The organism is Enterococcus sp. AZ177, assembly GCF_050544585.1.
Lineage (GTDB): Bacteria > Bacillota > Bacilli > Lactobacillales > Enterococcaceae > Enterococcus_L > Enterococcus_L plantarum.
Genome location: NZ_CP172944.1, coordinates 3,033,817 through 3,048,077 on the forward strand (window position 1 = coordinate 3,033,817; position 14,261 = coordinate 3,048,077).

14 protein-coding genes are annotated in these 14,261 nt (G+C 34.6%); 8 read left to right on the plus strand and 6 right to left on the minus strand.

Annotation, left to right across the window (positions count from 1 at the left end; all coding sequences use genetic code 11):
• Positions 1-149: 149 nt before the first annotated feature.
• Positions 150-1,250 (minus strand): tyrosine-type recombinase/integrase, encoded by a 1,101-nt coding sequence (locus IGJ34_RS14865; RefSeq protein ID WP_430597769.1) that lies wholly within the window; start codon positions 1,248-1,250, stop codon positions 150-152.
• A gap of 953 nt (positions 1,251-2,203) precedes the next feature.
• On the opposite strand from IGJ34_RS14865, the gene IGJ34_RS14870 reads away from it, so the two are divergent.
• The 5 genes from IGJ34_RS14870 (at position 2,204) to IGJ34_RS14890 (ending at position 7,976) form a co-directional block, all read left to right on the plus strand.
• On the plus strand, positions 2,204-3,010 hold the full coding sequence (locus IGJ34_RS14870) for a hypothetical protein (RefSeq protein ID WP_430597770.1): 807 nt from the start codon (positions 2,204-2,206) through the stop codon (positions 3,008-3,010).
• Between the two features lie 190 nt (positions 3,011-3,200).
• Positions 3,201-4,973, plus strand: coding sequence for an oleate hydratase (locus tag IGJ34_RS14875; RefSeq protein ID WP_206837728.1), 1,773 nt, complete (start codon positions 3,201-3,203; stop codon positions 4,971-4,973).
• Positions 4,974-5,176: 203 nt separating this feature from the next.
• On the plus strand, positions 5,177-6,637 hold the full coding sequence (locus tag IGJ34_RS14880) for a DUF4822 domain-containing protein (protein ID WP_111246819.1): 1,461 nt from the start codon (positions 5,177-5,179) through the stop codon (positions 6,635-6,637).
• A gap of 84 nt (positions 6,638-6,721) precedes the next feature.
• Complete coding sequence (locus IGJ34_RS14885; protein ID WP_111246818.1) at positions 6,722-7,720, plus strand: DUF916 and DUF3324 domain-containing protein; 999 nt, start codon at positions 6,722-6,724, stop codon at positions 7,718-7,720.
• Positions 7,695-7,976 carry an LPXTG cell wall anchor domain-containing protein gene (locus IGJ34_RS14890; protein ID WP_069653447.1) on the plus strand — a complete coding sequence of 94 codons (282 nt, stop codon included), beginning with the start codon at positions 7,695-7,697 and terminating at the stop codon, positions 7,974-7,976. The genes IGJ34_RS14885 and IGJ34_RS14890 overlap by 26 nt, the downstream gene beginning before the upstream one ends.
• Positions 7,977-8,213: 237 nt before the next feature.
• On the opposite strand, the gene IGJ34_RS14895 is transcribed toward IGJ34_RS14890, so the two are convergent.
• Genes IGJ34_RS14895 through IGJ34_RS14905 form a run of 3 tightly spaced genes read right to left on the minus strand, consistent with a single transcriptional unit; the run spans position 8,214 to position 10,331 of the window.
• Positions 8,214-8,780: an NADPH-dependent FMN reductase gene (locus tag IGJ34_RS14895; RefSeq protein WP_111246817.1), complete on the minus strand. Its 567-nt coding sequence runs from the start codon at positions 8,778-8,780 to the stop codon at positions 8,214-8,216.
• 11 nt (positions 8,781-8,791) lie between these two features.
• The gene (locus IGJ34_RS14900; protein ID WP_111246816.1) at positions 8,792-9,871 is read right to left on the minus strand and encodes an LLM class flavin-dependent oxidoreductase; all 1,080 of its coding nucleotides are present in this window, start codon (positions 9,869-9,871) and stop codon (positions 8,792-8,794) included.
• Positions 9,872-9,905: 34 nt separating this feature from the next.
• Entirely contained in the window at positions 9,906-10,331 is a 426-nt protein-coding gene (locus IGJ34_RS14905; RefSeq protein ID WP_111246815.1) for a MarR family winged helix-turn-helix transcriptional regulator, read from the minus strand.
• A 223-nt stretch (positions 10,332-10,554) separates the two neighbouring features.
• On the opposite strand from IGJ34_RS14905, the gene IGJ34_RS14910 reads away from it, so the two are divergent.
• Entirely contained in the window at positions 10,555-11,538 is a 984-nt protein-coding gene (locus IGJ34_RS14910) for a tRNA dihydrouridine synthase (RefSeq protein ID WP_430597771.1), read from the plus strand.
• A 145-nt stretch (positions 11,539-11,683) separates the two neighbouring features.
• Here the strand turns inward: IGJ34_RS14910 and IGJ34_RS14915 are convergent, their stop codons facing one another.
• Positions 11,684-12,781, minus strand: coding sequence for a hypothetical protein (locus IGJ34_RS14915; protein WP_430597772.1), 1,098 nt, complete (start codon positions 12,779-12,781; stop codon positions 11,684-11,686).
• Positions 12,782-12,960: 179 nt separating this feature from the next.
• Positions 12,961-13,275 carry a hypothetical protein gene (locus tag IGJ34_RS14920; protein ID WP_430597773.1) on the minus strand — a complete coding sequence of 105 codons (315 nt, stop codon included), beginning with the start codon at positions 13,273-13,275 and terminating at the stop codon, positions 12,961-12,963.
• A gap of 88 nt (positions 13,276-13,363) precedes the next feature.
• On the opposite strand from IGJ34_RS14920, the gene IGJ34_RS14925 reads away from it, so the two are divergent.
• Positions 13,364-13,582 (plus strand): helix-turn-helix domain-containing protein, encoded by a 219-nt coding sequence (locus tag IGJ34_RS14925; protein ID WP_430597774.1) that lies wholly within the window; start codon positions 13,364-13,366, stop codon positions 13,580-13,582.
• Between the two features lie 89 nt (positions 13,583-13,671).
• Complete coding sequence (locus tag IGJ34_RS14930; protein ID WP_430597775.1) at positions 13,672-13,893, plus strand: helix-turn-helix domain-containing protein; 222 nt, start codon at positions 13,672-13,674, stop codon at positions 13,891-13,893.
• Positions 13,894-14,261 lie beyond the last annotated feature (368 nt).

Consider the following 14,261-nt stretch of genomic DNA (forward strand, 5'->3'; position numbering starts at 1 on the left):
TTTATGGGAATTATAGAACTTTATGACGGTAAAAATGACGGCGCGAAAAAACAAAAAAAAGCCAGCCTACAGAAAAAGGACTAACTTTTTAATAAAATAAATAATGGCATTACTATTTGTTTATGAAGCAGACAGAAATTGAATGTACATTATATAGAAGCTAATCTATCAATAGTCGTACGTTGTTCTTCAAGAAAAGAACTTGTATACGTATCCAATGTTAGCTTTATAGACGAATGACCCAGTAATGAACTAATTGCTGCGATATTCGCACCCAACTCTACACACCGAGTCGCAAAGGTATGACGAAGTGCGTGAAAAGGTACATTTAATAAACCTAGCTTCTGTTTTATGCGCTCAAAGCGATAACTAACAGTTCTAGGCTCGATAGAATTTGAACCATTGGCGACAACATAAGTAGAAGCTGACTGGTTCTTCCATTTTAATAAGATTCTTTTGATTTTTTTAGAGAGCGGGATTATTCGATCTGCATTCGTTGTTTTTGGCGCCGTTTCTACGATTTTTGTCAGGTGTCCTGAACCGCTAGGCAAAGCAATCCGTTGTTTGGTTCGGTGAACTCTTAAGATAGACGCTTCAAAATCTATATCTTCCCATTTCAGCGCACAGATTTCACCAATTCGCATACCCGTTTCTAATGCTAACAAAATAGGCAATCCTTTTGTCGATTTCAAACTCTCCGTTTCTACCTCTTTTTGCTGTTGTCGTGTTAGAGCTCGAACTTTTTGTTTCCCTATTTTAGGCAGTACTGTTCGTTCACAAGGGTTCAAAATAAGATATCCTCGTTCCTTAGCGGCCTCAAAGCAGCTTTTTACAATACGAAAAACAATATGTACAGAACTTGCCGCCAAATTTTTAGATAAACTCTTTACTAAACGATCGATATCTATTGCTGTTATTTTCTTTAATGGACGTTTTGCTAAAATTGGTAAAATATGTAATTGTAGCTTATTGCTGTAACTTGCATAAGTACTTTCTTTGATAGTTGGAGCCATGATGTCCGATAACCAAAATTGCGTCCACTCTCCAAATGTCCCTTGAAATTCTCTAGTATTCTTTGTGTAAAATAATCTTAACTGAATTTTTTTGTCTAGCATCTGGTCCTTGACTGCTCGGTATGAACGCGCATAAATGTACCCGTAGTAAATAGAGCCGTCTGCTTTTCTACCTTTCGGATATCTCCCCTCCCAACGACCATCTTTTCTTTTATATATATTTTCGCCTTTACTCAAAAAAATCAAATCCTTTCTTTCCTGACGGCGGAATTGACGGCGGAAAAAAACAACCGATCATTCAACTCATCATTTCGCTTATATCACATAAATAAAAAATAACCATCCTATTATTCTCATTTTTTTATATTATTCCTTAAAAAATTGAAAAAATAATAGTATATTTTTTCGTCACCCCCCATTGATTTTCTTTCAAAAAACCAATACAATGAATTTGTTATACAAATAATTTCAAATAAATATCAAAAACATTTCTTGTTTTAGCGTAAAATAAGAAATGTTTTTTTGATTAAAATGGACCCTTTTCCACTTTCTGATAACTCATGACAGCAACAAAACTTTTCTATAGTTATTTATTTTTAGAGAAATAACTTCTTATTACTTATTTTCATCTTATAAAACATATATATATTATTTAAACTCTCTCTATTACACTTTATATAACCTTTGTATTTTTATAAAATCCCAACTTTAGCCTACTCTACATTATTTCTAATTATAAAACAACACATTTTATTTCACATAAAAATAACAGATAATCACATTATATAAAATATGATAAATAATGGATCACTCGATTTTTTTATTTTATAGTTTTTTAAACATTAAGATTTTAACGCTACTCATATAACAAACCAATAAGATTGGACAGAAGTATTTAACCCCGAGAAATAAGAAAGAATTCACGAAATTTACCCTCAAACTTTTGTAAATATCAGCTTTTTTCCGAATAAATGGTTGCTTCTGCTCCAACCATTTAATCAGATTCCTCGAGACTAAGATATGACTCGTAGAGTTATTTCTCAGTCTCTTTCCTATTTCAAAATAACTATTCGAAACGAAAATTGATTTTAATTGAAGGACTTATCTAAAGTTTCATGATAGACTCTAAGTGCGGATATACAAGCATTATGATACATGACGAATCGAATTATTCCCTGAAGGAGATAACTATGGAAATTCAATTAAATGTGCTTATCACAGAAACCAAAACAAGCATTGAACTGAGCAACAACCAAGGAATTATTACGATTATTGAAAACAGCGATAAAATTGTACTCGATCAACCAGCTATCTATATTTTATTTAAAGATGATACAATCACTTCAATAGGAAAATCAGAAGCTGGCACTTTCCAAAACGAGGTAGATTATAACACAATAATCACTATCGCTCCGTCGTGGGATATCGAATTGGATTATTTAGCGCAGCAGTTCATTCTAGAAGCCAAAGATAATGGCATCCAGTTGACTATCCCTTCACAACTAGAAACAAAGATCCCTACAAGTTATCAAAAGACAGTCTCTACTTATAAAGACGAAGTTTTATTCATCTTAAAAAGATTCGGCTATCTTTTAAAACACAATGAAAAACCTAAAAAAGCCAACGCCAAACCTACTAAAGCACGTCACAAATGGACCAAAGAGGTTAGTCAAATCGACTTTTTTGTTGATACAAGAGAGAGTAAAGCAACCGTTCTTTGGCACAAGAGAAATGAAATGCTTCTAAAATCTGGGGCTACTATGATGGCAAATCCACCACTTAACAAAGACGGGTCGCTAGGCTTTTCTGCAAAAATGGGGCAAAGAATTCGAGAAGACCATAAAGACAAAGTTAAAAACAATGTGACGACAGAAGATATCATTTTAAAAAGTGTCAATGAAGTAGGGTTGTTTTTATATTTTGGTGGAACAAATAGTTGGCTTGAACTGGTTGATGCTTCTGGGAAAACATTGAACGAGTGGACAGCTGTTGAGTAAGTATAGTTCTATCTTTTAAGATTGATATAGCACAAAAACTCTTTTGGTGATTTATACATCAAAAGAGTTTTTTTAGCATTTTTCAGACAAAATTACGCAACTGTCTTATTTCGTACAGCTATCCTTTGTGGGTAAAAAAGTTCCTTGCTACAATAACAGTGTAACAAATCAAAAACCAGGAGGGATCTTTATGAAGTACGTAAGTGGGAACTATGAAGCATTTGCAAGAAGCAGAAAACCTGACGGTGTGGATGGTAAAAATGCCTATATCGTTGGCGCGGGCTTAGCTGGTTTAGCAGCAGCAGTCTTTTTGATTCGTGACGGACACATGAAAGGTGAACATATCCATATTTTTGAGGAACTATCCTTATCAGGCGGATCGTTGGACGGAAAATTTATTCCCCATGATGGTTTTGTTACACGAGGTGGACGTGAAATGGAGAATCATTTTGAATGTTTGTGGGATCTTTTCCGTTCCGTTCCTTCTTTAGAAGTAGAGGATGCTTCAGTATTAGACGAATTTTACTGGCTGGATCATGACGACCCTAACTCTTCAAACTGTCGTATCATTTACAATCGAGGCGAACGTGCCTCAGATGATGGTGAATTTACTCTCTCTAAAAAAGCGCAAAAAGAACTCGTTGATTTATTTATGACCTCAGAAGATAACCTAATTGGGAAACGAATCGAAGATGTCTTTACCGAAGAATTTTTTGATTCCAATTTCTGGTTATATTGGTGTACGATGTTCGCTTTTGAAAAATGGCACTCTGCTATTGAAATGAGACGCTACGTGATGCGTTTTATTCATCATATTAAAGGATTACCAGATTTCACTGCTTTAAAATTTACACGCTACAATCAATTTGAATCGTTAGTCAAACCATTATTAGCCTTTTTAGACGAAAATGGTGTAGATTTCCAATATGAAACAAAAATCAATGATATCAAAGTGGATATCACCGAAGAAACAAAAGTTGCAAAAAGTATCTTACTAACCAGAGCTGGCAAAACAGAAGAAATTCACTTAACCGAAAATGACTTGGTTTTCGTAACAAATGGTTCAATCACTGAAAGTTCAACAGAGGGCGACCACCATACACCCGCACCGATTACACATGATTTAGGCGGTAGTTGGAACCTTTGGAAAAATTTAGCGAAACAATCTCCAGAATTTGGAAATCCCGATGTCTTTTGTGAGAATTTACCAGCAGAAAGCTGGTTCGTTTCTGCTACTGTAACATGGGAAAACTTTGATATCGAGCCTTACATTTCTAGACTGACACACCGTAAATTGCGAACAGGAAAAATCGTGACTGGTGGGATCATTACGATCAAAGACTCCAACTGGTTAATGAGTTTTGCGATGCATCGCCAACCTCACTTTAAAGAACAAACTGAACAACAATCGATCACTTGGGTATATGGTTTACTATCAAATACTCCAGGAAATTATATTAAAAAACCAATCGAACAATGTTCTGGTGAAGAAATTGCACAAGAGTTGATGTATCATTTAGGCGTTCCGGAGGAAGATATCATCAAATTTGCGCAACATTCATGTACGGCAATTCCAGTTTATATGCCATTTATCACCTCTTACTTTATGCTACGTGAACCAGGAGACCGGCCGTTAGTCATTCCTAACGGTTCTAAAAACTTAGCGTTTATCGGAAACTTCGCAGAAACAGAGCGAGATACCGTCTTCACTACTGAATACTCTGTTAGAACTGCGATGGAAGCTGTCTATCAATTATTAGACGTTGAACGTGGCGTCCCAGAAGTTTTTGCATCAGCTTACGATTTACGGACTTTGGCAAATTCTGTTTACTATTTATCTGATAAGAAAAAATTAACTGAAATGGAATTACCTTTTGTAGAACGCAAAATTGTTGAAAAGTTTGTTGATAAAACGAAAGATACGTATATTGGGGATATTTTGAAAGATGCTGATTTGATTTAGATCATCAGCTCTTGTTACAAAATAGTTGAATACAAATGGTTAGACTACTTGTTTCTAGTACTTTTAGAATACGAGTAGTCTATTTTTGATTTATGAAAAAATTTATAGTTTGTTTATAGTTTATTTACTCTCCGTTTACTCACTTGAAGTAAGATTAATTAGTAGAAATACCAATTACACAATAAAAAATGGAGGTTTTACAAATGGCTAATCACGTAAAATTTAAGGACAGCTATGTTTATGTTTTATTTACAGTATTGTTTACATTGCTTGCTGTAACGAACGGCTCAAAGGTCTTTGCATCAGAGTTTGAACCAAACCAAGTTCTCGGTTCAACTAATTGGGAAGGAACATTCGTTTACGATGCACAAGGAAATGACGTAACCAGTCAAAATAGTAATTTTATCGGACGAGCAAAATATGACGCAACTACGAATCGCTATGAGTTTTTTGACAAGCAAACCAATGTTTCTAGAGGGGATAAAGGGGTATTCTTCGTTACACCAGACGGTAAAAAAAGAATCTTACTCTCAGAACTTGGTTATCGAGCAGTTGTTGATATGGTCAGATTAGACAAAGATATGTTTACTTATCGTAGAGAAGGTGTGCAAAAGGATGGCTCAAATGGCTTCGTTTTTGTAGAACATGTTCCTTATAGTGGGGAATTAACCTTTACATCCCAACCACCTGTCCGCTCTAAAGAAACAGGTACAATCATCAAAGATCAACCAGGGATAGATATTCTTAGTTCCACTTTTTGGCAAGGAACAAAAGCACTTGATGAGAATGGCAATGATGTCTCTGAATACAATAGAGGGTATCTAGGCTTAGCCCGTTACGATAACAAATCAGGAAGATACGAATTCTTTGATACAGAAGGTAAATCAAGAGGTGATTTCGGTTATTACGATGTTATTCTTGATAATAAAGAAAGAACACATATTTCTGTAGGCAGTAACTATGCCGCAACATTAGAATTAACAGAATTAAACAGCGGACGATTCACCTATGCTAGAAATGGAAAAGATGCAACTGGTCAAGATATTACGATTACGGTTGAGCATGAACCATACACAGGAGCACTACCTTTAGACTTTACTTTTAACCCAGCTAACGAGTTGATCGTGATGCCTCCGGTTAAAACAGAAGAAGATGCAGAAGGTTCTGCGAAAAGTAATGCGATTGTCGAAGTAGAAAACCTTACCACAGCGGGTACCGTTAAATTTAGTGAAAATGCGGCGACCGAAGCAAGTATTATTTTTGAAAAGCTAAACACAAAAGATAATCCATCTACTTTGAACGAAAAAGAAGCTGGAAAAGCTACAGTCAGTGTCCTTGATACACGAAAAGGGGCTGGCGAAAAAGATGAATGGACAGTCAAAACAAAGTTAACAGATGGCCCTTTTGGAAATAAAGGCTTTCTATTAAATAAACTAGGCGTTAGTTTAGAACCTTCAACACAAGATAGCACATTAACACCAAATGCTAAGGTGACAATGAATGATAGTGAGGAACATCAAGCCTTTACAATCGGTTATCAAGAAGGCAATAATGAAAGAAAAACACTGACACTAAATCCTCAATTAATAATTGGACAAAGTAGTTTATTACAATCAGGCGTATATGGCGCTAACATTACTTGGACATTGACACCAAAAGTATAAACTAAACACTTAGAGACTAAGGCATAACTCCTTGAGTTAGAACCTTGGTCTCTTATCAAATTTTTTTATAAAGGAGTCTAGAAAATGAACGCCAAAAGCCTATCCCATTCCCTACTATTTTTATTAGCCAGTCTATTTATCCTACTTATGTTTCCTAATACAGCTTCAGCACAGGAAACTGCTTACTACCTAAAGCCATTGATTCCAGAAAATCAGATAGAAAATACGGAGGATTATTTTAATATCGCCACATCCTCCGCAATTGATCAAACCCTTGAATTATTGATTGTAAACGAATCAGCTGAGGAAAAAGAGATGAACGTAACCATTTTGGATGGAATGACCACAAAAGATGGTGCAATCAGCTATGCTGTAGATCATAAATACGATCCAGCCCAACAATATAAACTCTCACAAATTGCTAAAGTGGAACAACAAGAAATAACCGTTGAAGCAAATAGCACACAACTAGTAAGCGTCGTTTTAAAAGCTGAATTGAAGAACTTTGACGGGACAATCTTAGGCGCAGTCAATGTGAGCGAAAAGACCACAGAACAGCCTAACGAAGGCATAAATAATACTTTTGCCTATAACATCCCCATTAAAATTCGAGTAAATAAAGAAACTAAGAACAGTCAAATGAACTATAAAGGTATAAATTTAGTAAATAACAAACCTGAACGATTTATAGACGTGTCTTTCCAAAACCCCATACCAACTATCATCCGGGATCTAACTCTTTCATTTGAAATTTATAAAAAGGGGCAACCTACGAAGATTCTTTTTAAAAACAGTATGACTGGTATCGAAATAGCGCCAAATAGTCTGTTTTCCCCCGAATTATCCCTTACAAATTCCAAGCTAAAAGCAGGTAATTATGTATTAAAAACCACTGGAAAATCTGAGGGGATCAATGAAGTTTGGGAAAGTGACTTTACAATTTCACAATCCGATTCACGTACGATTAATGAAGGTTTGGACGTATTGAATGAAGACAATAGAGCTTGGCTCATACTTGCTAGCATTGTTGCCTTACTCATTTTAGGAGGATTTGGGTATGTGTTTTACAAAAGAAAAAAGTAAAGCTTTGATAACCATCTTTCTAACCTCGATAATCAGTTTATTTTATTATCCTAACACTGCAAATAGCGAAACCATTGTAAGCGAAGTGACTGTCGAAGTTCATAGAGATACTTCAACTCTAGAACAAGTTGTCCAGGGTATTCTTCCAAAAACAAATGAAGAGCTAGGACTTTTTTTAAGTTGGATCGGTGGATTCCTACTCATAGGATTTGTTGTTTTGATCTCGTTTTATTTTGTACACAATAAATACAGCTAAATATAAATCAGATTACTCCTTATTTAGCATCCTGTGAAATTCAATGTCATATAGAATTGACGTAGCAATCATATTGTGTTTATTTAACACAATTTTCTTTGAAATTCTTGATGAATACTCATGGGAAGCTCCAATTCTTCTTTATATAACTTTATATCCACTTTTTATTCGCATTTAGGGTGTGAAACAAAAGTGATTTTTACTTTTGTCCACACCCACACACTCAACCAGCGATTGCTAAAAATCATATTCCGCTTCTTTTTGCTGAATCATTGTTTGATACGTATCCAGTAATAAGAAAAAGTCATCCACGAATCGATCCAATCGAAATTCAATATCAGGATTTTTAATTTCTTGGCGAATGATATCTTGATCTATAATAAACACATAATTCGGCACTAAATTAGCTTTCATATAGCTTAGTACTGGGCGGATTTGTTGCTCCGGAATCAAAAAGTGTTTCTCTGACCCCGCAGTGACGATCATTCCTGCTACTTTATTGCGGAAAGCATTGACTGGCAACATATCAAACAAATTCTTCAACGTTCCAGGCATCGATGCTTGGAAAATCGGCGTGCCAATAATCAAGCCATCTGCCTCGATGATTTTTTTTAATGCTGCCCCAACTTCGCCTTCATGCTGAAGATATTCCCGTCCATCAGCGAATGGAAATTGGATTTCAGAAAAATCAATCACGTCTATTTCCACATCTTTACGCACTTCTTTTATGTTATTGATCGTATAATTGACAGCCACTCTTGATTTACTACCAAAAGCGGAGCCGATTATTGCAACTATTTTCATCACTATTCATCCTATTCTTTAGTATACTTTTTAACTTCTGGCATCACTTTGGTCGCAATCAATTCAATATTTTTCTTCACTAGATCCAGCGGTACACCGCCAAAATCGATTTGTGCCATAAAACGTTGATGTCCGTATAACTCGTATTGATAAAGCATCTTCTCGATGATTTCATTGACGCCGCCGACCATTAGCGTATCTCTAGTATCTTGTGATTGAGCAAAATGTTGTTTGGGATATGTTCCACCACGAATCGCTGACCAACCGGCATTTAAAAATGGATACATTTCTTTACGCGCTTGGCTACCAGTCTCTGCAACATAAAATAAACTTGTTGTCGCAAGAGGAAATTCTGTTTCATCATAGCCTGCTTCTTTCAATGACAAACGATACGCATCCACTGCTCGTTTGAAAATCGGTGCAGGTCCTGCTAATGTCGTCAACATCATTGGAATACCGTCTAATCCAGCCTTGATCGCACTATCTGCTGGACCACCCACTGCACGCCAAACAGGTAAATGTCCACGAAGCGGTTGAGGTAAAATTTCTGCATTATGTAACGGTGCACGAAATGCGCCTTCCCAGTTCATTCGTTTATTTGGTGTCGCTTCATTCAATAATTTTAACAAGTGCATTTTTTCTTCAAACAGTTCTTCATAATCTTTTAAATCAAATCCAAGAAGTTCGTAAACACCAACACGTGAACCTCGACCCGCCACTATTTCAGCGCGACCATTTGAAATTAAATCTAATGTGGCATATTCTTCATACACTCGGACTGGATCGTTGGTACTTAAAACTGTCACTGAACTAGAAATCTTAATGTCTTTTGTTTGCGCTGCGATTGCTGATAGAATCACTTGGTTTGCTTGCCCGATAAAATGACTTTGATGGCTTTCACCAACACCAAACACGTCGATGCCTGCTTCGTCAGCAAACTTTGCTGCTTCGATAATATCATTGATTCGTTGTTGCTCGCTGATCAGCTTTCCTGTCATTGGATTTTTAACGTGATCTCCTAGTGAATATAACCCGATTTCCATGCCTTTTGAAGAATCGATTCCGAATTTTTCGTTCATTTTTTTATTCATTTTCCTACACTCCTTTTTCATGCTCTAACTATTATTATGATTTCATCAATTTTTTGCTGATTTTTGCTAGTTGAAGGACTTCTTGCTTCGTTAAATTATCAAATGCGGATGCTTGCAGCTTACTTTGGGCAATAAAGCAATTGTCTAGTTGCTGTTGTCCTTTACCAGTCAGGGAAATGTATTTTTCCTTCCATTCTTGTTGGCGTGTGATCCAGCCATCCGTTTCAAACTGTTTGATCATTTGCGAAACACCGCCCTTGGAGATAAGTAATTTCTCCCCTAGTTCCTTTTGCGTGATTGGTTGGTTTTCCTGAATCTGATGAAGCATATCAAACTTTGAAGCATTTAGGTCATATTGTTTTAAAAACTCATTGGACTGGAGATTGCTTTTTTGAACAAACTGCAAGATGGACATCCAACAACTTAATTTTACTTTTTCTGTAAGTGATAGTTTTTCCATTTTTCTGAACCTCCTTTTAGTTTAGAACTAAACTGATAACGCTAGTATAATACACTTACTAAAAATAAGCAAACTGTTTTTACTTTTTATCTCTAACTTGTATTACGATTAACACTAACCTTAGCTGACATACAAATCTTCTCTTTGATTCTTTCCAGTATTATTAGTATAATGAGTATGTTTTTCAGAATCTAACCGAAAGCAATAGAGTGGAGAGTATAGAATGATGAATAATTTTTGGGCAGATCTACCAAAGCCTTTTTTTATTTTAGCACCGATGGAAGATGTGACCGATGTTGTCTTTCGCCATGTTGTCAAAGAAGCAGGCGCACCGGATGTCTTTTTTACTGAATTTACGAATTCGGATAGTTATTGCCACCCAGATGGTAAGGATAGCGTGCGTGGACGTCTCGTTTTTACCGAAGATGAACAGCCGATGGTCGCTCATATTTGGGGCGATAAGCCTGAGTTCTTTAGAGAGATGAGCCTTGGATTAGCCGAAATGGGTTTCAAAGGTGTCGATATCAATATGGGTTGTCCTGTCCCTAATGTAGCGGGGCGTGGCAAAGGGAGCGGCCTTATTTTACGACCAGAAGTAGCGGCTGAACTGATTGAAGCAGCCAAAGCTGGTGGTTTACCCGTTAGTGTTAAAACACGTATCGGCTATGCGGAAATCGCTGAGTTGGAAGACTGGATCACTCACTTATTAAAACAAGATATTGCCAACTTGTCTGTTCATTTAAGAACACGAAATGAAATGAGTAAAGTCGACGCCCATTGGGATCTTATACCTCAAATCATGGAAATCCGAGATCGCATTGCACCGCAAACACTGATTACGATCAATGGTGATATTCCTGATCGTCAAACAGGTCTGAAACTTGCAGAGCAATACGGTGTAGATGGCATCATGATTGGTCGCGGAATTTTTAAAAATCCTTATGCGTTTGAGAAAGAACCTAAAAAACATTCCTCTCAAGAGCTGCTTGGGTTATTGGAGATGCAGCTTGATTTGCAAGATCAATATTCTAAAATCGTTCCCCGCTCGATCGTTGGTTTGCATCGTTTCTTTAAGATTTACGTTAAGGGATTTCCTGGAGCGAGTGATTTACGGGTGAAGTTGATGGGGACAAAATCAACGGATGAGGTTCGGGAGATTTTAGGGGAATTTTATAATACAAAGCCAAATGAATCTTTGTCAGAATGATACTGTTTTAAGCGCATCTAGAAATAGAGCGCTTTTTCTTTTTACTATTGAGTGGGAATAGTTAAGAAAACCGTGAATCCTTTGATAATAAAGGATTTCACGGTTCTTTTTTATTTGGTGCAACCATTTTGCAACCAATAGATTTTTATTTTTGAACTAACTTTATTCCTTCTATCAGTTCAATAGTCTTCATTTCATCTATTCTAGTATCTCTATAGCCAGAAGATATAAAAGAATCTTGCCAAAATACGCATAAATCATTATTTTCATTTATTATTTCTACTACATTAGGATATTTCTCCCTTTGATTATTTATTTTAGTAAACTTATTTTTTCCTAAAATCGCATCACTAACAATGGCTATTAAGACTTCATTTGATAGATCTTTTTTATTCAACTTAATATATATCCTATTCCCTCCAACAGTTGACAGCTCTTTTGCTTCTTGAATATATTTTGATATATCATGATTAAGGTGTTCATACTTCCTAAATTTTAGTTTTCTCTCTAATAGTTTCATGCAGTATTTAACATAAGAATATATTTTGTTTTCATATTGACTAAATATTACTTTCTTTTCAATAAAAACCATTTCTCTCGCTAAATAGATTACAGGAATATTTAATGCCCAAACCAAAGGTTCTATTCCAAATGACAGCCAAAAATCCAATGAAAAAACATCATTAATATTTTTCAAAAATTGATTTAACGCAGTGACTAGCATAAACAATCCTATACTTATCAAAAAAAAGTTAAAAAACTTAGCAACAATTTTCATATCTTCTTTTTGATTTGCAATTGCTATAAAAATAGAAAGGATCGTGATAATAAATACTAATATCATTTCCCAAATCACAGGTAAAGTATATGTCGAATTTATAAAAATCGGAATTACAGCTAAACTAAATAATTCTGCTTTTTTCTCATGAATTAATTCACTAAATTTCAATTTCTTTAAATACTCAACAATTGGAAACACTGAAAAAAACAAAACAATTAAATAGTCTTTTATATACCATAAAGAAATTTGTAAGCTATCTTTATATGCAAAATAATATATTATAACTAAGTAAATTAAATTTATTACAATCATTACTAGAGCAATAGGATTTAGCAAAAATTTTATCGTGTATTTAATTATATCGCTTAAAGAATCCAACAGATTATTCTTTCTTCCAAATACGATAATTAGGAAAATTAAAATTAAAAGCCAGTATAAAATTGCTTGTTCTCTTGTACTCACACCAAAACTCCCCTTTAGCAACACCCTATACACAACTTTATCATATTTTAATAAAAAAAAACAACTAATCAACAAAAAGCTTACCTCATTATTTACCTGAGATAAGCCATATATTAGAAAATCAGCTCTTTTGTGAAAGCAAATTTTCCTAAAAAATCAGTATTGCTGTACTGATTTTTTTACGCTTTTATTTTTTCTTTTCTTTCTAAATTTGTAACTTTTTCCTCTAAGGCATCCATACTTAATACAAAATTCATATAAAATATATTAAACACTCTAGCCTGTGCATGAAACTCCCTAATTATTTTCTTTTTATTTAAAGGAATTGTCTGATTCTCAAAAAATTCATTAACTAGTTTCAATGGTTCTTTCCAAGAATCTAATTGTTCCAAGTAATTCTTTAAATCATCAATATCTTGTTTAGTAATTGATTTTATTGGCTGTTTGTTTTCCGTCAACAAACAGCTTTCACTCTTTACTTCTTTCCCTTCCATTTTTGACTCCCCTTCCTTTTTATGCGTTTTACGCATGAAACACTCTATGCGTAAATTGCATACTATAAAATAACCTTGAGGTGATTTTATGTACTACCGTATTCGTAATTTACGTGAAGATAAAGATCTAAGTCAAGAACAACTAGCAAAGTTTTTAAACGTCAGCCAAACAACTTATTCTCGCTATGAATCTGGCAAAATAGATATTCCTAGCCAATCGCTGATAAAACTAGCTCAGTACTATTCAACAAGTATCGATTACTTGGTAGGACAGACTAATCAAAAAAATGCTTATCCTAAAAAATAATATTTATCTTCATTTACATTTTATGCGTTTTACGCATAAAAGTCAATATGCAAAAAACGCATATCGTAAAATAATTATGAGGTGATTTCATGTATTATCGTATTCGTAATTTACGTGAGGATAAGGATTTAAGTCAAGAACAACTAGCAAAGTTTTTAAATGTTAGCCAGACAACTTATTCTCGTTATGAAACTGGAAATATAGATATTCCCAGTCAGTCATTAATAAAACTAGCACAATACTATTCAACAAGTGTAGACTATCTTTTAAACCTTACAGATATAAAAATACCTTATGATAAAAGAAAATAAAAAGTAGAAAGATATCCATTTAGACACCATTCTACTTTTTTAATTCATTTTTCTATCGCTTTAAAACTTTCATATTTTCGGCTTTAAATGATAGAGAGATAAAACCACTAGATACATAAGGATTAACAACTAAATTTTCAAATTGAACTTTTATTTCTTCAATTTATGGCTGTGTAATAATTGTTTTGTCTCCTAAAACTGTTACGCGAATACCTTTGTATTTTTTATCTCTCAGTAATGCTTCATATGTATCTGTCAGTCTCTAAAATATTGATAACATTGGAAAAATGACCGTTTCTTTAGAAACATTTCTGTGTGAATTACTTATAAAAAAAAATCTTTGAGTCTTTACTATTTGTTTAATGATT

Coding starts and splice junctions, on each gene's coding strand:
- IGJ34_RS14870 (WP_430597770.1), top strand. CDS start 2,204: ATGGAAATTCAATTAAATGTGCTTATCACAGAAACCAAAACAAGCATT.
- IGJ34_RS14875 (WP_206837728.1), top strand. CDS start 3,201: ATGAAGTACGTAAGTGGGAACTATGAAGCATTTGCAAGAAGCAGAAAA.
- IGJ34_RS14880 (WP_111246819.1), top strand. CDS start 5,177: ATGGCTAATCACGTAAAATTTAAGGACAGCTATGTTTATGTTTTATTT.
- IGJ34_RS14885 (WP_111246818.1), top strand. CDS start 6,722: ATGAACGCCAAAAGCCTATCCCATTCCCTACTATTTTTATTAGCCAGT.
- IGJ34_RS14890 (WP_069653447.1), top strand. CDS start 7,695: ATGTGTTTTACAAAAGAAAAAAGTAAAGCTTTGATAACCATCTTTCTA.
- IGJ34_RS14895 (WP_111246817.1), bottom strand. CDS start 8,780: ATGAAAATAGTTGCAATAATCGGCTCCGCTTTTGGTAGTAAATCAAGA.
- IGJ34_RS14900 (WP_111246816.1), bottom strand. CDS start 9,871: ATGAATAAAAAAATGAACGAAAAATTCGGAATCGATTCTTCAAAAGGC.
- IGJ34_RS14905 (WP_111246815.1), bottom strand. CDS start 10,331: ATGGAAAAACTATCACTTACAGAAAAAGTAAAATTAAGTTGTTGGATG.
- IGJ34_RS14910 (WP_430597771.1), top strand. CDS start 10,555: ATGATGAATAATTTTTGGGCAGATCTACCAAAGCCTTTTTTTATTTTA.
- IGJ34_RS14920 (WP_430597773.1), bottom strand. CDS start 13,275: ATGGAAGGGAAAGAAGTAAAGAGTGAAAGCTGTTTGTTGACGGAAAAC.
- IGJ34_RS14925 (WP_430597774.1), top strand. CDS start 13,364: ATGTACTACCGTATTCGTAATTTACGTGAAGATAAAGATCTAAGTCAA.
- IGJ34_RS14930 (WP_430597775.1), top strand. CDS start 13,672: ATGTATTATCGTATTCGTAATTTACGTGAGGATAAGGATTTAAGTCAA.